This window comes from Streptomyces sp. NBC_00258 (assembly GCF_036182465.1).
GTDB lineage: Bacteria > Actinomycetota > Actinomycetes > Streptomycetales > Streptomycetaceae > Streptomyces.
In genome coordinates, this window is sequence record NZ_CP108081.1 from 1,268,351 (window position 1) to 1,290,252 (window position 21,902).

Sequence of the window (21,902 nt, forward strand, 5' to 3'; positions counted from 1 at the left end):
GTCTGCGAACATGCCTTCCCACACCTGAAGAACCGGCGCGTACTGACCTGATCGGTGTGCTGCATCGTCGCCGCAGTCAGGCCGGGTAAGGGGTGGCCTCGCGTGCCGACTTGAGCGCACCCGCCCACCAGGCCAGCTGGTCGAGCAGCGTCTTGGCGTACCCGCGGGTCTCGGGGTCGAGCGGATGGCCGTCCTGCCATGCCGTGAAGTAGTTGGGGAAGGCGAGACCGTCACGGATCGTCACCGCATGCAGTTCCGTCAGCACGTTCTCCAGGTGCAGGACCGCGTGACGGCCGCCCGCCGCGCCCCCGTAGCTGACGAAGGCGACAGGCTTGGCCGTCCACTGGGTGAAGTGCCAGTCGATGGCCGCTTTCAAGGAGGCGGGGTAGCTGTGGTTGTACTCGGGTGTGACCACGACGAACGCGTCCGCGCTCTCCAGTGCGGTGGTCAGGTGCCGCATCCCGGCCGGGCGAGGGTAGTCGTCGCCGGCGTACTTCGGTGATGCCGCGGGCAGGGACAGCGGGATCTCGACGTCGGCCAGATCGACGACATCGACGTCGAAACCGCCGTGCGAGTCGGCCTGTTCAGCCAACCAGGACGCCACCACCGGACCGAACCTCCCTTCACGGACGCTCGCGACGATGACCACCAGCTTGTGTGTGTTGTTCTCCATGCCCACCACCATCGGGGCGCCCCTCGGCCACAGCCAGGCCGAGCTCAGGCTGGCCCCCGCAGGGCCACGCTGAGCTCGCCGCGACCGGTCCGACCCGGCCTATCCTCAAGACATGGGTACGCCGTTGGGAGACTTCATCCGGAGCAAGCGCGACAGTGTCCAGCCGGAGACACTCGGCCTCCCGGATCGAGGCCGCCGCCGCTCCCCGGGGCTACGCCGCACGGATCTCGCGGCGCGCGCCGGCATCAGTGTCGAATACCTGACCCGCATCGAGCAGGGCCGTGACCGAAATCCTTCGGTGGCGGTGGTGAACGCTCTCGCCGACGCCCTAAGCCTCTCCCCCACCGAGCGCGCCCACCTGCGCTACCTCACGAAGATCACAGGCGGAGAATGCACCGCCCACACCCGCCCCGCACCCCCGCCCCGGCATGTGCGAGACGCCGTTCAGCAGACACTCCGCCTCCTCGAACCAGGCATCGCCGTGGTGACCAACCGGCTCGGTGACATCCTCGCCCACACCTCCACGTACCAGTCGGTGACGAACGGCAGCGGACTGCTCGACACCGAAGCCCCCAACCTCACCCGCTACGTCTTCGCCGACCCCCGCGCCCGCACCTTCTTCACCGACTGGGACGACGTCGCCGACGAGCAGGCATTCGACCTGTGGCTCGCCCCGTCCGTCGAGAACTCCGAGTGGTTCACCACGGAACTCGCACCCCTTGCCGGCCCCGAGCTGACCCGGCGCCTGAACCGGCACGTCGTTCCGCAACGCGGAGTCCTCCGACTCGGTCATCCAGCCGGATGCGAGCTCCGGCTGCTGCGGGAGACACTCGAACTCCCCGCTGACGCGCAGCAGTTGACCGTCCTTCTCCCCGCGGACGACGAGACCGCCGAGGCCGTCGAGCAACTCCGCCGCAAGCGTCGGCACAACACGCTGCGGGCTATCTCCTGACGGGCCGGGCGAGGTGCTCGAGAGGCCGGCAGACGCACGCGGTGTCGCGCACCTGCCCGCCGCCAGCGAAGTAGAGGCAAGCGCCAGGGACCGCCGGCTTTGGGGAATGGAGACGGCGAGACCGGCGGCTCCCAGTGGGACGCCGAGAGCGGGCACCCGCATCAGTGTCCGTCTTCTCACTGACTCCCCATCAATCCCTCAGCCACGGACCGGAGTCGGAGTGGGGCGGATGGAACTCCTCACGTCACCGGATCGAGGAAGGTCAGCACCGAGGCGTCCTCCTCGATCAGCGGGACGAGGGCGTTGTTGAGCGGACCGCCGTAGGGGGCCTTCAGGTGCGCCTGGAAGGCGTCCTCGTCCCGGTACACCTCGAAGATCCAGTAGGCGCGCGGGCTCGACGTCTTGGTGTAGACGTCGAAGGCGAGGTTGCCCTCTTCCTCGCGCACCTTCTTGGCGTAGTCCAGGATCAGGCGGGTCACCTCGTCCTCCGCTCCCTCGCGGGCGGTGAACTCGGCGAGCAAGGTCTTGTTCACGGTGTGGTGTCCTTCGTGGTCGGGGGCGGGATCAGTCACGGTAGGAGTCGAGGTGCCAGACACGGGCCTGGTCGAGTTTCACCGAGCCGTTCTCGGCGAAGACCTCCACTCCCTGGCTGGCCGGGTCGGGGAAGATCTGGTCGGTGATCACCGCTTCGCCGCTGCCGCCGAAGGCCTCGACGGACGACCAGTCGACGAGGATCCGCAGCTTCACCTTGCCGTTCTTGGGCTGCAGCGGAGCCCGCTGGACGCCGGGGAAGGTGCTGTTGAAGTCCACGGCGCCGGAGCGGGTGCGGTCGACGTACAGCTCCTGAGTCGTGGTGTCGTAGCCGATGACGGTCTCCTCGCCGCCTGTGCCGGTGCGCACCTTGAGGCCGAAGCGTTCGGCGTCCTTGAGGGAGAATGTGGCCTCGATGTCGAGCGCCTTGCCCTTGGCCGCGGGGCCGATGAGGGGCTTTGTGGTGCTCTTGACGGTGACGCCGGGCGCCGTCGCCGGACGCTTCCGCCGGAGGGACTCCAGGCTGTCGACCGGCTTGCTGGTGAGGCGGATCCGGCCGTCGACCGTGCGCAGGGCCATCTCCCTGGGAGCGCTCTGCGCGCCGCGCCAGGGGGAGGTGGGGACGGCGCCGCTGTAGTCCCAGTTGTTCATCCAGCCGACCATGTACCGCTTGCCGCCCGGTGCGTTCTCCCATGACACCGCCGCGTAGTAGTCCTTGCCGTAGTCGGCCCAGTCGGCGCGCTGCACGACGGACTTGGCGGGCTTGTCGGCTGCGGTGAACCGGTCGGCGAGGATGTGGCCCCAGCCCGAGGTGTTCATGTCGACGATCTGGATACGTGCCTTCTTGCCGGCGTAGGGACGCAGGTCGAAGGAGGCCCAGTCGAGGGTGTCGCTGTTGGAGCCGGTGGCGCTGCGGACGACCTGGCCGTCGACGATCAGGTTGGCGGACGTCTCCTGGGAGACGGGCCGGGCCTTGGTGTCGGACAGCATGATGTGGTCGACGTTGAGGTGGCCCCAGCCGCCGGGGTTGTCGTCGACGATCCTGATCCGCGCCTTGCTGCCGGCGAGGTCGCCGACGTCCCAGGACGCCCAGTTGAGCGCCTCGGCGTCCTTTCCGGTTGCGCTGCGCACCACTTGGCCGTCGACGAGGAGCTCGACGGCAGTGGGGTCGGCGGAGCCGGCGGGGTGACTGCCGCCGCCGATGAGGAAGTTGATGTGGTCCTTGTCGATGGTGAATTCGGGTGAGGTGAGCGTGCCGGTGGTGGAGTCGCCGTTCAGGTAGGTGTTGACCAGTCCGTTGCCCAGAAATCCGGAGACTTCTTGCTGGTTGGGGAGGGTTCCGGTGGCCGGTGCCGTGCCGAAGGCGTCTCCGGTCGTCGTCCAGTCGCCGTAGCTGCCGCCTTCGAAGTCGGCCAGGACCGTACCCGCGGGCGGCGGCCCCTGCTCCATGACGGTTCCGGACTCGTGCGGGTGCCGTCCGCCACCGACCTTGAAGTTCAAGTAGGGGCTGTCGACGGTGAATTCGGGTGAGGTGAGGGTGCCTGTGCTCCCGTCACCTGCGTGGAAGCTGTTGGCAAGCCCCTTGCCGTCGAAGCCGTCGACGGCTCCCTGCCCGTCCAGTGCCCCGGCCGCCGGTCCGTCGCCGAACGCGGTGCCGGTGGTCGTCCACGTACCGAAGTCGGCGCCCTCGAAGTCCTGAACCACCGTGCCGGCCGGCGGGGTGTAGGTGCCCTTGCCCTCGGCGGTGAACTTCTTGCCGTCGAAGTCGCCGATGAAGTACTGGGCGGCCGAACCACCGGCGATACCACCGGGGTTGATGTTGACGACCAGGACCCACTTGATCTTCTTCTTGTTCCCGTCGACCGCGAGGGGGAACAGGTCGGGGCACTCCCACACGCCGCCCGTCGCACCGGCCGGCCCGAACTCACTGAGCAGGCTCCAGTCCTTGAGATTCTTCGACGAGTAGAACTGCACCTTGTGCTCGGTCGACAGCGATACCGTCATCAGCCAGCTCTTGGTCGGCGCGTACCACTGGACCTTGGGGTCGCGGAACTCCTTCGAGCCGATGTCGAGGACGGGATTGCCCTGGTACTTGGTCCAGGTACGGCCGCGGTCGGTGCTGTAGGCGAGCGACTGGGCCTGCTTGCCGCCGTTCTTGTAGGCGCTGGTGTAGATCGCCACCATGGGCGGGTTCTTCTTCGTACCGAAGCCGGTGGTGTTGTTCCAGTCGACGACCGCGCTGCCGGAGAACACCATCTCCTGGTCGTCGTGCGACAGGGCAAGCGGCAGCTCCTTCCAGTGCACGAGGTCCTTGCTCACCGCGTGCCCCCAGGACATGTCGCCCCAGGAGTTGCCGCTCGGGTTGTACTGGTAGAAGAGGTGGTACTCGCCCTTGTAGTACACGAGGCCGTTGGGGTCGTTCATCCAGTTCTTCTTCGGCGTGAAGTGGAACTGGGGCCGGTATGTCTCGGAGTACGGCGGGGTGTCGGCAGCTACGGCCTGGGGGGCCAGTGGGGCTGCGAACAAGGCGCAGACGGCCGCCACCGCCACGATCATCCGCATGCGGGCATGCCGGAACACACGTCCAGGGCTCATGGGATCTCCTGTGCCGCGGCCGTCCACGCAGCGGAGCGTGCTGCTCCCGCGGACCGACCGAAAAGTGACGCCTTGCCGACGCCGTCGTCCACGGCGCCGGGAAAGAGGTGTCATCGTTGACTTGTGTCATCGATGACATCGAATGGCCCGATGATGGGGGCTGTCCGGCCGATGCGTCAACAGGCCTGCTGCAATGGACGCCTGGGCGGTTCGCCTGCCCGTCATACGCCGTCAGCTGCGGCGAGCTGCGCCAACTGGCTCTGCCACGGCGGATTGGGACCGGCAACCGCGCAGGTCAGGGCAGCGACCCGGGTGGCGAACAAGCAGGCTTCCGCGACGTCGTCGAGTCGGAGTTCCGTCAGCCGGCCGCCGAGGAGGCCGCGGGCGCCGAGATGGTGCAGCAGCCCGGCGGCGAAGGAGTCCCCCGCCCCGACCGTGTCGGCGACCCTCGTCGGCACGGCGGGCACCTGGATCCGTTCGCCGTCGAGCGAGGCCAGGGCGCCGTCGGCACCGCGCGTGATCACGACGAGCCGTGCCCCGGCCGCGTGCCAGATGTCGCAGGCCTGCTCGGGCGGCGTGCCCGGCAGCAGGAGTTCCAGATCGTCCTCGCTCAGCCGGAGTACGTCGGCAAGGGCGCACCAGTGCGCCAGCCGGGCGCGATAGACCTCGGGGTGTACGAGCAGCGGCCGGACGTTGGGATCGATGCTGATGGTGGCCCGCGGAGCGGCAGCCGCCAGGAACTCCTCCACCACCGCCCCGCCGGGCTCACGGACCAGCGCCAGCGACCCGGTGTGCACACAGGCTGTTTCGGACAGATCCACCCTTGCCAGTTCCCCTGAGGTCCACTGCCAGTCGGCCGTGTTCTGCGCGTGGAACGAGAACGCGGCCTGCCCGGTGGCGTCCAGTTCCGCCACGGCCAGCGTGCTGGGCTCCGCGGCGGCGACGGCGTACGTCAGGTCGACGCCGGACGCCTCCAGGTGGGCCCGGAACAGGCGGCCGAACACGTCGCCGGACAGGCGTGCGAGGAAGCGGGCCGGCGTGTCCAGCCGGGCCAGGGCCACCGCCGTATTCGCAGGTCCGCCGCCGGGCAGCACCCGCAGGGCGAGCTCGTTCGAGGCGTTTGCCGGTTCGGCGAAGGCGTCCGCGACGCACTCCCCCAGGACGGTGATCTGGCGCGGGCTCATGGGCTGCTCTTCTCTCGGAAGGCGCGGGCAGAAACGGGCACGTCCCGGGCAGCCGCCGAAAGGCTTCGGGCAGGCAATGATCGCGGGCGTTGCCGATTTGTGACGGGTACAAGGCATTGACGTTGCCGGGGACCGGAGTCCATCATCCTCGCCAAGCAGTGTCAACGATGACATAAGTCAACGATGACACCGAGGGACGGCATGCCCTGATGCCGGCCCATCGCCCGCAATCCCGCAGGAGTCGTTCATGTCACGCAACTCTCGTCTCCCCTCCTCCTTGCTCAGAGTCGCCGCCTGCACGGGTGTCGCGGCCCTCGTCCTGACCGCCTGCGGATCCGGATCCGAATCAGGCACCGCGAGCTCCGGATCGGGCAGCGTCAAGGTCGGTCTGATCACCAAGACCGACACCAACCCGTTCTTCGTGAAGATGAAGGAGGGCGCGGAGAAGGCCGCCAAGGAGAACGGCGCCCAACTGTCCACCGCAGCGGGCAAGTTCGACGGGGACAACGCCGGGCAGGTCACGGCCATCGAGAACATGGTCGCCGCCGGCGTGAAGGGCATCCTGATCACCCCGAGCGACTCCAAGGCCATCGTGCCCGCGATCGAGAAGGCCCGCGCCAAGGGTGTCCTGGTCATCGCCCTGGACACCCCGACCGAGCCGGAGAGCGCGGTCGACGCCCTCTTCGCCACCGACAACGTCAAAGCCGGTGAACTGATCGGCGAGTACGCCAAGGCCGTCATGAAGGGCAAGACCGCCAAGATAGCCACCCTCGACCTCGCGCCCGGTGTGTCCGTCGGCGTCCAGCGGCACAGCGGCTTCCTCAAGGGCTTCGGCATCGAGGAGAAGGACCCGTCGGTCGTCTGCTCCCAGGACACCGGAGGCGACCAGGCCAAGGGCCAGACGGCGATGGAGAACTGCCTCCAGAAGGAGCCGGACATCAACGTCGTCTACACGATCAACGAGCCGGCCGCACTGGGCGCGTTCACCGCGCTCAAGGCCAAGGGCCGGGAGAAGGACGTCCTGATCGTCTCCGTCGACGGCGGCTGCACCGGCACCCAGGCAGTCAAGGACGGCAAGATCGCCGCCACCTCGCAGCAGTACCCGCTGAAGATGGCCGCCGAGGGTGTCAAGGCCGTCGTGACGTACGCCAAGGACGGCAAGAAGGCGTCCGGTTACACCGATACCGGAGTCACGCTGATCAGCGACAAGGCGCAGGACGGCGTCACCGCGAAGGACACCGCCTACGGCCTGGAGAACTGCTGGGGCTGAGCCGCGTACGACTCCGCTTCTCCCCCCAGCGGGGCGGCCGTCCCTTCCTCCCCGACCCGGGACGGCCGTCCGATTGTCCTCTTGTCCTCCGACCAGGGCGGACAACGACTTCTGCCTTCCGACAAGGACTCCGCATGACAGCCACGACCTCGCCGTACGCCGAGATCAAAGCACCGACCACGGCCCGCAGACTGCTCACTGCACCGACCACCGGCCCACTGGTCGCCCTCCTCCTGGCCTGCGCCTTCTTCTCTCTTTCGACCGACCAGTTCCTCACGGGCGGCAACTTCTCGCTGATCGTGCAGCAGGTCATGGTCGTGGGCACCCTCGCCATCGGACAGACCCTGATCATCCTCACCGCGGGCATCGACCTGTCGTGCGGCGCCGTGATGGCGTTCGGCAGCATCGTGATCGCCAAAATGGCGGCCGAGGGCTCGCTGCCCCCGCTCGTCGCCATCGCCCTGGGCCTGGTCGTCTGCGGCGGCTTCGGACTGCTCAACGGGCTGTTGGTGCAGAAGATCCCGCTGCCGCCGTTCATCGTCACCCTCGGCATGCTCAACGTCGCGTTCGCGCTGACCCACATCTACTCCGAAGAGCAGACGGTCACCAACCTGCCCGGCCCGCTGACGGCCCTCGGGCAGACCTTCCCGCTCGGCCACACCGACATCACCTACGGCTCCCTGGTCACCATCGCCCTGTTCCTCCTCCTCGCCTACGCCCTGAGCAGCACCGGTTGGGGCCGGCACGTCTACGCACTGGGCGACAGCCAGGAAGCGGCGCGGCTGAACGGCATCCGCACCTCCCGGCTGGCCATCGGCGTCTACACCGTGGCCGGTCTCCTCTACGGCGTCGCCGCCCTGCTGCTCATCTCCCGCACCGGAGTCGGCGACCCCCAGGCCGGACAGACCGACAACCTCGACAGCATCACCGCCGTGGTCCTCGGCGGCACCAGCCTCTTCGGCGGACGCGGTTCGGTTCTGGGCACCTTCATCGGCGTCCTCATCGTCGGCGTCTTCCGCAACGGCCTGCAGCTGATGGGCGTCTCCTCCGTCTACCAGACACTGATCACCGGAGTCCTGGTGATTCTCGCGGTGACCGTCGACCAGCTCTCCCGGAAGAAGGCCCGATGACCGCCACCTCCTCCCCCACCCCCGTGCTGCAGGCGCGCGGTCTGGTCAAGCGCTACGGCCATGTCACCGCCATCGACGGCGCCGACTTCGACCTGCTGCCGGGCGAGGTCCTCGCGGTCATCGGCGACAACGGAGCCGGCAAGACCAGCCTGATCAAGGCCCTCACCGGCGCGCTGGTCCCCGACGCGGGCGAGATACGGCTGGGCGGCGAGCCCATCCAGTTCTCCGGGCCGCAGAGTGCGCGCGCCCACGGCATTGAGACGGTCTATCAGGACCTCGCCGTGGCCGCTTCCATGGACATCGCCTCGAACGTGTTCCTCGGACGCGAGCTGCGCCGCCCCGGCGTCCTCGGCAGCGTCTTCCGCATGCTGGACAAGAAGCGCATGCGCGAGGAGGCCGCCGAGCACATGGCCGACCTGAAGATCGGCCTGCGCTCGCTGACGCAGTCGGTCGAGACGCTCTCCGGCGGACAGCGGCAGGCCGTCGCGGTCGCCCGTTCCGTCGCCTGGGCCCGCAGCGTCGTCGTCATGGACGAACCCACCGCCGCCCTCGGCGTCAAGGAATCCGGTCAGGTCCTGGACCTGATCCGCCGTGTCCGGGACAAGGGCATGCCGGTCGTCCTGATCAGCCACAACATGCCGCACGTCTTCGAGATCGCCGACCGGATCCACGTCCACCGGCTGGGCCGGCGCGCTGCCGTGATCAAGCCCTCCGACTACTCCATGGCGGAGGTCGTCGCCATCATGACCGGTGCTCTCACCGTCGACGAGGCCGGAGATACTGTCGTAGCGGATTCCGAGGCGGCGAAGGCCGCAGGCGTCCGGGCCAACTGACGTACGACTGAAGCACTCACGGGTTCCGGCCGGGGCCGCGGCCGGAACCGACAAGCACAGGAGACCGTTTCCTTCATGGCAGCGAACCGCCGCCCCACCCTGGCCGACGTCGCCCGCGAAGTGGGCGTCAGCGCCAAAACCGTCTCCCGCGTCCTCAACGAGGACGGACCCGCCTCGGCCCGGACCAGGGAACAGGTCCTCGCCGCCGTAGCCAAGCTCGGCTTCCAGCCGAACCTCATGGCCCGCAACATCCGCGTCGGCGGACCCGACACCACCATCGGACTGGTCATCCCGGACCTCGGCAACCCCTTCTTCGGAGCCGTGGCCCGCAGCATCGAGGACGCCGTCCGCGACCGCGGCCTGACCCTCCTCATGGGTTCCTCCGCGGACGATGCCGACCGCGAACGCGCGCTGACGGACAAGTTCCTCGCCCGCCGCGTCAGCATCCTGATGGTCGTGCCGTCCGTCGGCGCCGACCACTCCCACCTCAAAACGGACCGCGCCGCCGGCCTGCCCGTCGTCTTCCTCGACCGTCCGGGATCGGGGCTGGCCTCGGACAACGTCGTCAGCTCCAACCGTGCGGGCGCCCACGACGGCGTCGCCCACCTGATCGCCCACGGCCACCGGCGCATCGGCTTCATCGGCGACCTTCCCACCAAGCTCTACACACGCCGCGAGCGCCTGGCCGGGTACCGCGCGGCCCTGCGGGAAGCCGGCCTCCCCTCCGACGGTTCCCTGGTCACCAACGCCCATGACCAGCACGGGGCCTCCGCCGCGACCGCCCAGCTCCTCGGCCTGGCGGATCCCCCCACCGCCCTGTTCGCCGGCAACAACCTCGTGGCGCTGGGCATAGTGACCGAACTCGCCCGCAGCAAGCGCAAGGACGTCGCCGTCGTCGCCTTCGACGACGTAGAGCTCGCCGAGGCCCTCGAACCGGCCCTGACCGTCGTCGCCCAGAACCCCGAAGAGATCGGCAGAACGGCAGCGACCGCCGCCCTGTCCCGCCTGGACGGCGACCGCTCCCGCGCCCGCACCATCACCGTCCCCACCCGGCTGGTGGTCCGGGGCTCGGGAGAGCAGCCTGCTCCGGCGCCGCAAGAGGCATGACCCTGGAACTGGCGCCCGCACGTGGCCCAACTGACCGCCGGGCAACGGTTCCGACCGTCGGCAGCGGCAGCCGGTCGTCGCCGCCCAAGAACGAAACACGTCCACCTGAGAATCTGGGGCCGGCTGCTGTCTGCTGGTCACACGAGGTGATCAGCCGCCGATGGCGCCGTCAGCGTGACGTACGGCCGCAGCCGCAACCGAAGCGGCCCTCGCGGAGCTCTGGACCGGTAGTTGGCAAAACACCCGGTTGGGAGACACAGATGACCCCCTGGAACAACGACAACCTCAGTTCCGGCGCCTACGCCGACCCCTACGCCGCTCCGAACCCCCGTGACTACACCTGGCCGACTCCCGTCCAGGCCGGTGACGACCTGGACTACTTCCTGCCGCCGCCCAACCCCGCCGAACGCCTCAACCGCATCCTCGCCCCACGCGATGAACGGCGACTTGCCCTGAACGCGACGCTCACCGCCGCAGGTATCCCCCCGATGCCGGAAGACCGCGCGGTCATCGACCAGCTCAGCGCCCTGCCGGCAGACGTCAGCACCGTCCTCCAACGCTGGCTGCACCACACCCTGTGAACCCGGAGGCCACACCCTTCAACGACGGCGGCCCTTTCGGACGCGCCCGCGCACTGCACTCGTGGATCGGGTCCATGCGGACGGTAGGTCCACTGGTAGCCGGTCCGCCCCCGGCAGAAGACCGCGTCGCCGACCTGACCACCGGCACGATGCACGCGTGCGCCCCGTTGTCCTGGCCGGTTGAGCCTTCCCGGCATGGTGCGGAGGAGCAGAGTGCGGGCGTGACTGAGAACTGCCCGCCGACGCCAGGTACGGGCCCGCGCGGCGCCTCCTGCGGGACAGGTGAGCACGCTCGGCGTAGGTTCAGATCGACTTGAGGACTCGGATGCGGTCGGCGATGGCGCGGCGGGCGACGTCGGAGTCGAAGGCGATGGAGTCGAACTCGTGCGGAGCTCCGGGGTGAAGGTGGAACTCCACCGGCACGCCGGCGCGACTGAGTTTGGTCGCGTAGGCGGTGTCCTCGTCGCGGAAGACGTCGAGCTGGTCGACCTCTATGTAGGCCGGCGGCAGGCCGGTCGCGTCCCCGAGACGGGCCGGGGCCGCCGTGGCCGGGACGTCGGGCCCGCCGGCGGCCTCGCCGAGCAGGGCCGGCCATGCGGTGAGGCTGTCGTCGTAGGACCACAGCGCGTAGGACGCGATGTGCGGATCAGGGGTGGTGGTGCGGTCGTCGAGCATCGGCATGAGCAGGATCTGCCGGGCGATCTGCGGGCCGCCGCGCTCGCGGGCGAGGATCGTCAGTGCCGCGGCCATACCGCCTCCGGCGCTGTCGCCCATCACACCGATGCGGTTGGCGTCGACGCCGAGTTCGGCAGCGTGCTCGTGCAGCCAGCGCAGTGCGGTGTAGGCGTCTTCGAGCGGTGTCGGGAAGGGGTGCTCAGGGGCGCGGCGGTACTCGACCGACAGCATCGTTACGCCGCTGGCGGCGACGTAGCGGGAGACGGGGCCGTCGAACAGATCGATGTGGCCGAAGATGTATCCGCCGCCGTGTAAGAACACCACGGCCGGGCCGGGCTTGGCGCCGTCCTTGACGTACCAGCGCATTCTGACGTGTGTGCCGTCGTCGGCCGTCGCGTGGTGCTCGCTGGTCTTCACGTCGGATGGGATCGGTTGGGCCGTTCCCGCAGCGCCGATGATCGGCTCCCACATGGCGCGCCGCGCCGCGATGTCCCCCACTGCCGGCGGTGTGGCGTCCGCCATCGCGCCGGCCATCGGGGCCAGCGCCTCGGCGATTTCGGGATCCAGGCTGAGGGCCATGGCCCTTTCCTTTCGATGGAGGATCGGCGTCAGGCGACAGGCGGGACGACGATGACCTTGCCGTGCACCGCGCCTTCGGCGGCACGGGCGTGGAGCGCCGACAGCTCGGCCAGCGGCACCCGCTCGGCGACGTCGACGCGCAGCTCCCCGCGGTCGATCAGCGCTACCAGCCGCGACAACTGGTCGGCGTCGCTGCGGACGAACAGGTCGATGCCGCGCACGCCGCGCTCCTCGTCGGCGGGAGCGGGCATCCACACCGTCGTGTTCACCAAGACCCCGCCCGGACGGACCAGCGTGACCAGCGCGGCCAGCTCGGCCGGGTCGACCGGCGCGAGGTTGAGCACGACGTCGACCGGCTCGGTCACCGCCGCGGTCACCCCGGTGGTGGTGTGGTCGATGACCTCATCGGCGCCGGCCGACTTGACCGCCTCGCTGCTGCGCGGGCCGGCCGTGGCGATCACGTGGGCATCGGCTCCCTTGGCCAGTTGCACGGCGTAGCCGCCGACCGCTCCGCCGGCGCCGTTGATCAGCACGCGTTGCCCGGCCGTCAGCTCGCCGTGGTCGAACAGCGCCTGCCACGCGGTGAGGCCCACGATTGGCAGTGCGGCGGCGTCGGGCAGCGGGACGCTCTTGGGAGCCGGCGTCAGGACCTCGGCCGGCGCGAGGACGTACTCCGCAGCGGCGCCGTTCCGGTCCATCGGCAGGAAGCCGATGACGTCGTCGCCGACCGCGATGCCGTCCACGCCCTCGCCCAGCGCGTCGACCGTGCCGGCGACGTCGATGCCGGGAGTGTGCGGCAGCGCCACCGGGATGGGGCCACGCATGAAGCCGCCGCGGATGTTGCCGTCGACGGCGTTGAACGACGTCGCGGCGACGCGGATCCGGACCTCGCCGGCCCCAGGGACCGGCTGCTCCACGTTCTCATAACGCAGGACGCCGGGGTCGCCGTACTCGTGGAAACGTACTGCCTTCATTTCGGTTCTCACCTTCACTGAGATCCAAGTTGCTTCGAATTCGAAGTAACTGTTGACGACAGTACATCTGCTTCGAATTCGAAGCAAGTGCTGTCGGTTACTGCCGCCTCGAGGGCATCGCCTCGGCGAGTTCGGCGGCGGCTCGGTCGATGCAGGCACGCAACCGCGCCGCGTCGATGCAAGCCGTGTCCCGCCAGCCGAGGCCCGCGACGACGACCGTGGGTACGGGGTCGGCATGCACGTCGGTCAGGCGCCCGCGCATCACCTGCGCGAGGTCTGGCGGCTGCCGACGGGAGCCACTGTCGACCGCCAGCAACACCGGCATGCCGGAGAGGAGTCTGTCCCCGAGAAGCGCGATGAACGCGTCGAACACCTCGCTCGGGGATCCGGTGCGTACCGGGGTCGCCACCACGAGCCCGTCGGCCGCCACGACCGCCGCGATCGCCTCCCGCAGATCGAGGCTGGCGCGGCCCTGGGCTGAGTGCTGGGCGAGGTCGGCCGTCAGCCGGTGCAACTCCAGCACCTCCACCTCGGCGCGCGCACCGCCTGCCGCCAGTGACCGGCACACAGCCTCCGTGACGCAGTCCGCTAGCAGGCGAGTCGGACGCGGACAGCCGACACCGGCGCTCACGACGGCCAAGGACACCGGACTCCACGCGGCGGTACTCACCCCGGCATCGTGTTCTTGGCTTCTTCCCTGCGACCGGGCTGTGGTGCCGTCACCGGGGAGGGCCGAGGACGACGTTGCCGGACAGTTCCGCGGCTTCGGCGAGCAGCTGCGCGGGGATCTCGAAGCCCTCCGGGCGTGGCTCACGAAGGTCACGGCCCGCGTGGCGGAACATCTTCTCCAGTCCTCCGGGAGTCGAGATGAGCAGTAGGTCTGCCTTCTCGGAGGTGATGCGGTAACCGTGCGGGATGCGCCGGGGCAGGAAGACGATGCCGCCCTCCCGCAACTCGTGCTCCTCGTCGCCGGCCCACACCAGCGCCGAACCGGACAGGAGCAGGAAGACCTCGTCCTCGTTGTTGTGCACGTGGAACGGCGGCGCCTCGCCCTTGCTGACGTCGAAGCGGCCGACGGTCAGCTGCCCACCGGTCGCCTCGGCGTCGAGCAGGACGCTGAAGACACTCCCGCCGATCCACTCGAGTTGCTGCTGGTCCTCACGTTGTGCGAGGTAGGGGATGCTCATGGCCGGTCCTCGGGATCCGTGGGCGGCGGCGCCGTCCTCCTCCCGCAACCCTGCGCCGCACCACTGCCCGATCTCCATGTTCCGCGGTGCTCAGTCGGGCCCAACACTGCCCACACCGTGCGCTCATGAGGTCACGACATCGGGCCAATGAGACCTCGCGTCCGCCGATCCACCGCCCGGGTTGGCACCGGTAATCAAGGAGGAGTTCAGTTCCAGCTCCGCCCGTGGTGGCTGGAACGGCGGCACGCCACACTCTTCGAATTCGAAGCAGTAGACTCCGGTCATGCCTGATTCACCGCCGTCGCTCGACCCCGTGCAGCTCGGCGCCTACTTCGACCTCGTCGAGGTGACCAGCCTGCTGCGGCATGCGGTCGACCAGCAGCTGCGCGAGACCGGTGATCTCAGCTATGTGCAGTTCCAACTGCTGGCCCGCCTCGGAGACTCGCCGACGGGCAGCCACCGCATGACAGACCTGGCCGACGGCGTCGTCTACAGCCGCAGTGGCCTGACCTACCAGGTAGGTCTGCTCGAGAAGGACGGCCTGGTCGTCCGCGCTCCCTCGCCGGACGACGAGCGGAGCATCACCGTCACCATCACCGATGCCGGGCGCGAGCTGCTTGCGAAGGTGCTGCCGGGTCACGTCGAGGTGGTCAGCGGCCTCCTGTTCGAGCCGCTTTCGCGCGACGACGCCAAGACTCTCGCAGGCCTGCTGGCGCCGGTGCGCGACCACATGCGCTCGACGCCGCCTCGCTCGGCCGCGCCTCGCCGCCGCAAGGGTGGAGCATAGGAACTCGACAGGTCTCGGAGCCCCGGAGACCGCAGCGGATCAGGACGAGTGTGATCAGCCGGGCGGCAGAATCGGTCCACCGGTCGAGGTTCGTGGGCTGCTCGACCTGGGTCACGATGTGCTCGGCGAGATGGCGGGCCGGCTGCGGGCGGTCGCCGGCGAAGAACGCGGCGCTCGCCGGAAGGCAGTCGTCCGAGCGTGGAGGCATGACGGAAACCAAAGGGGGAGCTTGGATTGGGAGCGGCGGGCCTAGCGGGCCGGCTGGCGCAGGCTCGAGCCGGTGCGCTGGTGGGCAGGGAGCCGGAGCGGGCGGTGCTCGACCGGATGCTGTCGGGCGCGGCTGACGCTCCGCTCGTGGCGTACATGCACGGTCCCGGCGGCATCGGCAAGTCCTCGCTGGTGCGCTACGCCGCCCGGCAGGCCGAACTCACCGGCCGCCGCGTGGTGCACGTGGACGGACGGTTCCTCGACGCCGATCCGCGCCGGCTCGAGGAGCTCGCGGCTCCGGCGTGTGCCGAACCCGGTGCGGTGCTGCTCATCGACACCTTCGAGCAGTGTCAGCCACTCGAGGCGTGGCTGCGCGAGACCTTCCTGCTGCGGCTCGCCGACCATGCGATCGTGGTTGTAGCCAGCAGGGTCGCCCCCGACGCCGAATGGTCGCTGGACCCTGGCTGGGCGCAGCTGTTCACCGCACTGGCCGTGCGGCCGTTCGACACCGCCCAGTCCGATGCCCTGCTCGCTGCCCGGGGCGTCCCCGCCGAGCAGCGCGGCGCCTTCGTCGCCTTCGCCGGAGGCAGCCCGCTCGCCCTCTCGCTGGCCGCCTCCGTCGCCCAGGCCGCACCCGGCGCACCATGGGTGCCGACCGGTGACGTCCTGACGACCCTGGTCGAGCGACTGGTGGGCGACCTGCCCAGCGCCGTCCACCGGCGCGCCCTCGAGGTGGTCGCGCAGGCCTACGTCACCCGTGAGCCCTTGCTGCGCGCAGTGTTGGGTGACGAGGGCACCGACACGGTGTTTTCCTGGCTGCGCCAACTGCCCTACATCGAAGCCACACCTGAAGGGCTGCACCCGCACGACGCGGTGCGGGCGACCCTTGAGGCCGACCTGCGCTGGCGGGACCCCGAGCGCTACGACGACGTCCGCGCCCGTATATCGCTCGCGGGCCTCCAAGCCGTGCGCGGCGCCGCCGAGGAGGACGCGCTGCGGGTCGCGGAGTGGATGTTCCTCTTCCGCAACCAGGGCGGACCAGAAGATTTATACAACTACCGAACACACCCCCACATAGAAGACACTCCCCTCCGGGCCGGAGACGTCCCCGGAGTGCTGCGCATGGCCGAGGAAGCGGAGGGCCCGGCATCAGCGGCAGCGGTCGCGCACTGGGTGCGCCGCCAACCGGAGGCCTTCCGCGTCCATCGCTATGCGGGCTCCTCCGCACCCGTGTCATTCATGGCCATTCTGCGGCTGGACGCACCACTGCCCGAGGACTGCGCCGAGGACCCGGTGGTCGCAGCGGTCTGGGACCTTGTGGAGGCGGCCGCTCCCCTGAGGCCGGGCGAGCACCTCGGCATCCGCCGCTTCGCGGTGCAACCCGGCGGGCACCAGCGGCCCTCACCTCTGATGGAACTCACCAGCCGGCGCACCATCGGTGAGGAGATGAGGACACACGGACGCGCGGTGACCTTCACCGTCTTCGAAGACGCCGACCGGTGGGGGCGCTACCTCGCCGAAGCCGGGATGCCGGAGGTCGCGGCCGTGGACGTCGACGGGAGGCAACAGCATGTCTTCGGCCGGGACTGGCGACGGCAAACAGTGGAACAGTGGGTGCAGCACCGGGCTCGCGCAGCGGTCGCCCCCGTAGCGACATGGCCCGCAACCGCCTCCGCGAGTGGCCCGGGCGACCACTTGCCGCGCGCCGCGTTTCAGGAAGGCGTGCTCGAGGCGCTGCGCACCTGGCACACCCCCCGCGAATTCGCGACCAGTGTCCTACTGCACTCCCATCTCGTGCCGCCGGGCTCGCCCGACCCGGTCGCGGACCTGCGCGGCGCCCTCATCACCGCCCTCGACGCACTGCAGACCGACCCAGCGGGCGTCAAGGCTCACGAGGCTCTCACCGCCACCTACATTGCGGCCTCCCGCACCCACAAGGCCGCCGCCCGACGACTGGGGGTGCCCTACGGCACCTACCGGCGTCACCTCGCCCTGGCCAAGGAACGCCTCATCGAACAACTGCTGCGACAACCAGCCACCAAGGTCGCCATCCGTCTCACCCTGCCACCCACCACAGACAACAACTGAGCAAGCAGGTAGGAGAGGGAGAGAGGAGGGTTGTCGGGAGCCGTGGTCGGCACCCACCACGGGCGGTGACCTGCGAAAGCCGTGTGCCGGTAGGGGACTTGGCGGGGAGACCGGTAGAGGGTTGAGGCTTGCCCGACGCTACCGGTAGACGTCCGCGCCCAGTTGGACTCTCTGCTGAAACCGCCCTGCGCGCGGCCCATGGCCGCGCCTTCAGCGCACGGGTCTTCGCGCAGCGGCACAGGCGGACTCGGGGCCTCCAGGAACCGCCCGACGTCCCGCCTGGACCGGCTCGGGAACCGTTCCTCCGGATCCCGCGTGATCTCTTGACGTGTTGTCGGCTGGTGGCGAGGGGACCGAATGAGAGCGCGGACGATGGTGAGCGTGGCGGTATCGGCCTGTGTGGCGCTGGCGGCGTGCGCGTGCGGTCCGGACAAAGCGAAGAAGAACACGGACGCAAAGCCTTCGCAGCCGTCCGCGTCCACGCCGGCCGAGGAGCCATCGGCCACACCGTCCGCGTCCGCTCGGCCCGAGAAGCCGTCGGCCTCACCGACCGGCGACCAGCCCGCACCCAGGACGAAGGCGGTAGCGATCCAGCGGTACGAGCAGTACCTCCACGCCCTGGGCCGTGAGGACATCGACACGGTCTGCGAAGTGGCCGGGCCTGCCGCGAAGAAGGCACAGGACCAAGGGTTCGGCCCGTGCACGTCGACGTACGCCGCCGTGTTCCAGATGATCTCGCCCACGCAGAAGAAGGCCCTCAAGACCGCGACGGTCGACCCACAGCGCGTCGCCGTGCGCACGCCCGACAAGATCGAGATGCCGGTCGAAGCGGTCAGATCCTCCGCCACCTTCTCCGAGAGCGACCTCGGCAGCTACACCCTGGAATACCTCAAGAACGATTGGTACATCACCGACTGAACCCGACGCGCCGTGCGCGGAGCCGCCCGACGGACGGCTCCGCGCACACGCCATCGGTACCGTCCAGGGCGAGGCTGGTCGGCTTGGCCGCACGGAAGCCGCGGACAAGGTCCGCGAAGACACGGTGATGATGATCTTTGAGAACGGCTCTGTGCGCAGTTCCGAGTTCCGTGAAGCTCAGTGGTTGGGGGCAATGAGGCGGGTGCGCTGCGCGTAGCTTTTTCGGTCTTCACGGCGGGCGACCGGGGCGGCTCCAGGGCACTGCGCGGTGCCATGACAGGATCCCCCTATGTCTACCAACGTCTTCTTCGACATCAACATTGACGGCAGCACCGCGGGCCGGATCGTCTTCAAGCTGTACGACGACGTCGTCCCCAAGACGGCGCAGAACTTCCGTGAGCTGGCCACCGGCCAGCACGGCTTCGGCTACGAGGGCTCGGGCTTCCACCGTGTCATCCCGGAGTTCATGCTCCAGGGCGGCGACTTCACTCGCGGCGACGGCACCGGCGGCAAGAGCATCTACGGCCAGAAGTTCGCCGACGAGAACTTCAAGCTCAAGCACGACAGGCCGTTCCTGCTGTCCATGGCAAACTCCGGCCCCGACAGCAACGGCTCGCAGTTCTTCATCACCACGGTGCTCACACCCTGGCTGGACGGCAAGCACGTGGTCTTCGGCGAGGTCGTCGAGGGACAGGACCTGGTGAGGAAGATCGAGTCCCTGGGCTCGCGTTCCGGTGCCACCCGCGGGAAGATCGAGATCGCTTCCTCGGGCGTCCTCGAGAAGTAGCGCTTTCGCCCCGGGCGGCGGGACCGGCTCGGCGCAGGCTGTCTGGCCGCGCATCCGCCCGCTAGGCCCGGGGCCTCCACAGCGGCTCCCGAGTCGGACGCAACATCGTTGTGCCACTCGCTGCTCTTTCGCGCCGCGGCTGAGCAGCGGGTGGCACGCCCAGAACGTGGATCGATGCTCGAGGACGCGGGCACCGACCACGTGAGTGTTCCCCATCGCCGGCAACATCCGCGGCGCCGTGAGCGTCCTGGAGCCCGGCGGCAAGGTCCCGCGGCCAACGAACCCGACCCGTCACCGCCGACAAGATCCAGAGCTGCTGGACGCGGCCGCCAAAGCTCCGCTCATTCCTCCTGGCTGGTCAGCCCGGGCTGATTGCTCCACGCCCCCCGAGCGCCTCTCCTGGCCAGTGACTTCGAAATGGCGCAGCCACTGGCAATCGATGCCGCCGCAGCTGAAGACTCCGCGGCCCTTCCGCGGAGCGAACGGCTCGGTGATTGCGACCGTCTCGGTCGTGGTGCCCGAACGCGGCGCGCAGACACCGGCGTTGATCCCGGCGGTACGGCTCGCGGCGCGCGGCATCTCGCGGGCGCCGGGGTGCAGTCGGAGCCGTCATTACGCCGCGCGCGGGGCGGTGTCCCCGACGAGCCACGGCCGTCGGATATCCCTCTCACCGGTGAGGACGCGGCCCACCTGCCACCGGATACTGGGACGGCCCTTGCCCCGAGGAGCCGCGTATGTCTGCCCGATCCTGGATCACACCCGCCGTCGCACGCCTGCGCGCGGCCAATCCGTACGTCGTCGACGCCGCGCTCGCCGCGCTGGTGCTGTTCGCCGCGTCGCTGCAGTGGATGTTCCCCGACGACAGCGACGACCGCCTCACCTGGCAGGGTTTCCTGCTGGGCGCCGGCACGGCGTTGCCCCTGGTGTGGCGGCGGCGCGCGCCGTACCTGGCGGCCTGCGGTGTCTCGGTGTTCACCCCCGCCATGGCGGTCTACCACGCGCCGCCGCCCGACGTGATGTACGGCGGCCTGGTCGTGCTCTACACCACGGCAGCGATCGCCCTGCCCTGGCAGCGGCGCCTCATGCTGGTGGGGTGGCTGGCCGGGGTGTCGCTGACCATGATGCACAAGGAGGGCACCGAACCCTTCGAGTACGCCTTCCAGTTGCTGAGCTGCGTCAGCGCGTACGGTTTCGGGGTGCTGGCCCGTCTCCAGCGGGCGTACACGGCAGCGCTGGAGGACCGGGCCCGTCGGCTGGAGCGGGAGCGGGCCGCCGACACCGAACGTGCCGCCGCGCAGGAACGGGCCAGGATCGCCCGGGACATGCACGACATCCTGGCCCACGCGGTGAGCCTCATGGTGGTGCAGGCGGAGGCCGGGCCAGTGGTGGTGCGCAGTGATCCGGCGCGCGCGGAGGCGGCGTTCGACGCCATCGCCGGCGCCGGGCGCGATGCCATGACACAACTGCGGCGGATCCTCGGCGTGCTCAAGGACGAGCCGGTGAACGGTACTTCGGTCCCGCAGCCACAGCCCGGTGTGGCGGCCCTGACCGACCTCGTCCGACAGGTCGCCGAGACCGCCGGCCTGCGCGTCGAGCTCCACGCCACCGGCGAGCCGCGTCCGTTGCACCAGGACACCGAGGTCGCCGCGTACCGCGTGGTCCAGGAGGCCCTGACCAACACCGTGAAGCACGCGTACGCTTCCTGCGCGCGGGTCGAACTCGACTGGACGGAGGACGAGTTGACGCTAACGGTGACGGACGACGGGCGAGGGCCCGCGGACCGCGGCGGAGCCGGGAACGGAAACGGGGGCGGGGGTTCACACGGCCATGGCCTGATCGGAGTCCGAGAGCGGGCCGCCGCCTGCGGAGGAACCGCCCGTACGGGACCCGGATCCGACGGCGGTTTCCGTGTCGTCGTCCGCCTTCCCGTGGCCGTCGACCGGCAGGCGGCCCTGGGGTGAGCATCCGTGTGGTGGTCGCCGACGACCAGGAGCTGGTCCGCAGCGGGTTCACCATGATCCTTGAGGCACAGCCCGACATCGAGGTGGTGGCGGAGGCCGGCGACGGCATCGAGGCTGTGGCCGCGGTGCAGCGCCACACGCCCGACGTGCTGCTGCTCGACATCCGCATGCCCCGGATGGACGGCCTGGAAGCGGCCCGGCTGGTCTGCGCCCAGTCCTCCTGCCGGGTGGTCATGCTGACGACGTTCGACCTTGACGAGTACGTGTACGAGGCGCTGTACTCAGGCGCCAGCGGCTTCCTGCTGAAGGACGTGCGCCGGGACGACCTGGTGCACGCGGTACGTGTGGTCGCGGCCGGCGACTCGCTGCTCGCGCCATCGGTGACGCGGCGGCTGGTGGCAGACATCATCCAGCGCCGACGGGCCGAGGCCTCTGCGCCGTCGGCCTCGACGGTGCGGCTCGAAATCCTGACGGCTCGCGAGGAGGAGACCCTTCGGCTGCTGGCCCGCGGGCTCTCCAACGCGGAGATCGCGACGACGCTGTTCGTCAGCGAGCACACGGTGAAGACCCACGTCAGCAACGTCCTCAGCAAGCTGGGCCTTCGTGACCGCGTGCAGGCGGTCATCTGCGCGTACGAGACGGGGTTGGTGACCCCGGGTTCGAACTGACCTTTCGGGGTGGTTCGTTGTCGGCTACGGGCCGGCGGGGGTTGGTCGCGCAGTTCCCCGCGCCCCTCAGGAGCAGGGTCTCCACCCCAGTTACCTCAGGGGCGCGGAAAACTGCGCGACAAGCCCTCACCACCCCGCAGCCGCGCATCCCCCGTACGGCGGAGCCGATCCGCCCACTCACCCGCGCGAGGGATCCAAGGAAACCGCTCCCCTCG

At 69.4% G+C, this 21,902-nt stretch carries 20 protein-coding genes; 12 read left to right on the top strand and 8 right to left on the bottom strand.

Annotated features, from left to right (window positions below; genetic code table 11):
* Positions 1–76: 76 nt before the first annotated feature.
* Complete coding sequence (locus OG718_RS06055) at positions 77–673, bottom strand: NADPH-dependent FMN reductase (protein WP_306935480.1); 597 nt, start codon at positions 671–673, stop codon at positions 77–79.
* A gap of 112 nt (positions 674–785) precedes the next feature.
* Here OG718_RS06055 and OG718_RS06060 point away from each other — a divergent pair, with 112 nt between their 5' ends.
* Complete coding sequence (locus tag OG718_RS06060; protein WP_328843511.1) at positions 786–1,625, top strand: helix-turn-helix domain-containing protein; 840 nt, start codon at positions 786–788, stop codon at positions 1,623–1,625.
* 239 nt (positions 1,626–1,864) lie between these two features.
* Here OG718_RS06060 and OG718_RS06065 read toward each other — a convergent pair whose 3' ends face one another.
* The 3 genes from OG718_RS06065 to OG718_RS06075 form a co-directional block, all read right to left on the bottom strand.
* Positions 1,865–2,158 (bottom strand): putative quinol monooxygenase, encoded by a 294-nt coding sequence (locus OG718_RS06065; protein ID WP_143643818.1) that lies wholly within the window; start codon positions 2,156–2,158, stop codon positions 1,865–1,867.
* Positions 2,159–2,189: 31 nt separating this feature from the next.
* A complete protein-coding gene (locus OG718_RS06070; RefSeq protein ID WP_328843512.1) occupies positions 2,190–4,751 on the bottom strand; it encodes a GH32 C-terminal domain-containing protein in 2,562 nt (853 codons plus the stop codon).
* 221 nt (positions 4,752–4,972) lie between these two features.
* Positions 4,973–5,935, bottom strand: coding sequence for a carbohydrate kinase family protein (locus OG718_RS06075; RefSeq protein ID WP_328843513.1), 963 nt, complete (start codon positions 5,933–5,935; stop codon positions 4,973–4,975).
* A gap of 247 nt (positions 5,936–6,182) precedes the next feature.
* Between OG718_RS06075 and OG718_RS06080 the strand changes: the two genes are divergently transcribed.
* The 5 genes from OG718_RS06080 (at position 6,183) to OG718_RS06100 (ending at position 10,856) form a co-directional block, all read left to right on the top strand.
* Complete coding sequence (locus tag OG718_RS06080) at positions 6,183–7,205, top strand: sugar ABC transporter substrate-binding protein (RefSeq protein WP_143643815.1); 1,023 nt, start codon at positions 6,183–6,185, stop codon at positions 7,203–7,205.
* A 134-nt stretch (positions 7,206–7,339) separates the two neighbouring features.
* A complete protein-coding gene (locus OG718_RS06085) occupies positions 7,340–8,335 on the top strand; it encodes an ABC transporter permease (RefSeq protein ID WP_143643814.1) in 996 nt (331 codons plus the stop codon).
* The gene (locus OG718_RS06090) at positions 8,332–9,168 is read left to right on the top strand and encodes an ATP-binding cassette domain-containing protein (protein ID WP_143643813.1); all 837 of its coding nucleotides are present in this window, start codon (positions 8,332–8,334) and stop codon (positions 9,166–9,168) included. The genes OG718_RS06085 and OG718_RS06090 overlap by 4 nt, the downstream gene beginning before the upstream one ends.
* A gap of 75 nt (positions 9,169–9,243) precedes the next feature.
* The gene (locus tag OG718_RS06095; protein ID WP_328843514.1) at positions 9,244–10,275 is read left to right on the top strand and encodes a LacI family DNA-binding transcriptional regulator; all 1,032 of its coding nucleotides are present in this window, start codon (positions 9,244–9,246) and stop codon (positions 10,273–10,275) included.
* 260 nt (positions 10,276–10,535) lie between these two features.
* Positions 10,536–10,856, top strand: a complete 321-nt coding sequence (locus tag OG718_RS06100) for a hypothetical protein (RefSeq protein WP_143643811.1) — start codon at positions 10,536–10,538, stop codon at positions 10,854–10,856.
* A gap of 303 nt (positions 10,857–11,159) precedes the next feature.
* Here OG718_RS06100 and OG718_RS06105 read toward each other — a convergent pair whose 3' ends face one another.
* From OG718_RS06105 to OG718_RS06120, 4 genes are all read right to left on the bottom strand, one after another.
* A complete protein-coding gene (locus OG718_RS06105; protein ID WP_328843515.1) occupies positions 11,160–12,110 on the bottom strand; it encodes an alpha/beta hydrolase in 951 nt (316 codons plus the stop codon).
* 29 nt (positions 12,111–12,139) lie between these two features.
* On the bottom strand, positions 12,140–13,084 hold the full coding sequence (locus OG718_RS06110; RefSeq protein WP_328843516.1) for an NADP-dependent oxidoreductase: 945 nt from the start codon (positions 13,082–13,084) through the stop codon (positions 12,140–12,142).
* 97 nt (positions 13,085–13,181) lie between these two features.
* The gene (locus OG718_RS06115; protein WP_186001519.1) at positions 13,182–13,754 is read right to left on the bottom strand and encodes an NAD(P)H-dependent oxidoreductase; all 573 of its coding nucleotides are present in this window, start codon (positions 13,752–13,754) and stop codon (positions 13,182–13,184) included.
* A 49-nt stretch (positions 13,755–13,803) separates the two neighbouring features.
* Entirely contained in the window at positions 13,804–14,271 is a 468-nt protein-coding gene (locus OG718_RS06120; protein ID WP_328843517.1) for a cupin domain-containing protein, read from the bottom strand.
* Between the two features lie 283 nt (positions 14,272–14,554).
* Between OG718_RS06120 and OG718_RS06125 the strand changes: the two genes are divergently transcribed.
* The 6 genes from OG718_RS06125 to OG718_RS06150 all read left to right on the top strand — a co-directional run bounded on the left by OG718_RS06125 (position 14,555) and on the right by OG718_RS06150 (position 21,687).
* Complete coding sequence (locus tag OG718_RS06125) at positions 14,555–15,058, top strand: MarR family winged helix-turn-helix transcriptional regulator (RefSeq protein WP_143643806.1); 504 nt, start codon at positions 14,555–14,557, stop codon at positions 15,056–15,058.
* 288 nt (positions 15,059–15,346) lie between these two features.
* On the top strand, positions 15,347–17,353 hold the full coding sequence (locus OG718_RS06130) for an ATP-binding protein (protein WP_328843518.1): 2,007 nt from the start codon (positions 15,347–15,349) through the stop codon (positions 17,351–17,353).
* A 357-nt stretch (positions 17,354–17,710) separates the two neighbouring features.
* Entirely contained in the window at positions 17,711–18,271 is a 561-nt protein-coding gene (locus OG718_RS06135) for a hypothetical protein (protein ID WP_328843519.1), read from the top strand.
* Positions 18,272–18,560: 289 nt separating this feature from the next.
* Positions 18,561–19,058 carry a peptidylprolyl isomerase gene (locus tag OG718_RS06140; RefSeq protein WP_143643804.1) on the top strand — a complete coding sequence of 166 codons (498 nt, stop codon included), beginning with the start codon at positions 18,561–18,563 and terminating at the stop codon, positions 19,056–19,058.
* A 734-nt stretch (positions 19,059–19,792) separates the two neighbouring features.
* A complete protein-coding gene (locus OG718_RS06145) occupies positions 19,793–21,019 on the top strand; it encodes a sensor histidine kinase (RefSeq protein WP_328843520.1) in 1,227 nt (408 codons plus the stop codon).
* A complete protein-coding gene (locus OG718_RS06150; RefSeq protein ID WP_328843521.1) occupies positions 21,016–21,687 on the top strand; it encodes a response regulator transcription factor in 672 nt (223 codons plus the stop codon). The genes OG718_RS06145 and OG718_RS06150 overlap by 4 nt, the downstream gene beginning before the upstream one ends.
* The last annotated feature ends 215 nt before the right edge of the window (positions 21,688–21,902 follow it).

Excerpts from the sequence above, each read along its gene's own strand:
- OG718_RS06145 (WP_328843520.1), top strand. The coding sequence starts at position 19,793 with ATGTCTGCCCGATCCTGGATCACACCCGCCGTCGCACGCCTGCGCGCG.
- OG718_RS06070 (WP_328843512.1), bottom strand. The coding sequence starts at position 4,751 with ATGAGCCCTGGACGTGTGTTCCGGCATGCCCGCATGCGGATGATCGTG.
- OG718_RS06055 (WP_306935480.1), bottom strand. The coding sequence starts at position 673 with ATGGAGAACAACACACACAAGCTGGTGGTCATCGTCGCGAGCGTCCGT.
- OG718_RS06110 (WP_328843516.1), bottom strand. The coding sequence starts at position 13,084 with ATGAAGGCAGTACGTTTCCACGAGTACGGCGACCCCGGCGTCCTGCGT.
- OG718_RS06060 (WP_328843511.1), top strand. The coding sequence starts at position 786 with ATGGGTACGCCGTTGGGAGACTTCATCCGGAGCAAGCGCGACAGTGTC.
- OG718_RS06095 (WP_328843514.1), top strand. The coding sequence starts at position 9,244 with ATGGCAGCGAACCGCCGCCCCACCCTGGCCGACGTCGCCCGCGAAGTG.
- OG718_RS06090 (WP_143643813.1), top strand. The coding sequence starts at position 8,332 with ATGACCGCCACCTCCTCCCCCACCCCCGTGCTGCAGGCGCGCGGTCTG.
- OG718_RS06125 (WP_143643806.1), top strand. The coding sequence starts at position 14,555 with ATGCCTGATTCACCGCCGTCGCTCGACCCCGTGCAGCTCGGCGCCTAC.
- OG718_RS06120 (WP_328843517.1), bottom strand. The coding sequence starts at position 14,271 with ATGAGCATCCCCTACCTCGCACAACGTGAGGACCAGCAGCAACTCGAG.
- OG718_RS06080 (WP_143643815.1), top strand. The coding sequence starts at position 6,183 with ATGTCACGCAACTCTCGTCTCCCCTCCTCCTTGCTCAGAGTCGCCGCC.
- OG718_RS06140 (WP_143643804.1), top strand. The coding sequence starts at position 18,561 with ATGTCTACCAACGTCTTCTTCGACATCAACATTGACGGCAGCACCGCG.
- OG718_RS06085 (WP_143643814.1), top strand. The coding sequence starts at position 7,340 with ATGACAGCCACGACCTCGCCGTACGCCGAGATCAAAGCACCGACCACG.
- OG718_RS06100 (WP_143643811.1), top strand. The coding sequence starts at position 10,536 with ATGACCCCCTGGAACAACGACAACCTCAGTTCCGGCGCCTACGCCGAC.
- OG718_RS06135 (WP_328843519.1), top strand. The coding sequence starts at position 17,711 with ATGAGAGCGCGGACGATGGTGAGCGTGGCGGTATCGGCCTGTGTGGCG.
- OG718_RS06075 (WP_328843513.1), bottom strand. The coding sequence starts at position 5,935 with ATGAGCCCGCGCCAGATCACCGTCCTGGGGGAGTGCGTCGCGGACGCC.
- OG718_RS06105 (WP_328843515.1), bottom strand. The coding sequence starts at position 12,110 with ATGGCCCTCAGCCTGGATCCCGAAATCGCCGAGGCGCTGGCCCCGATG.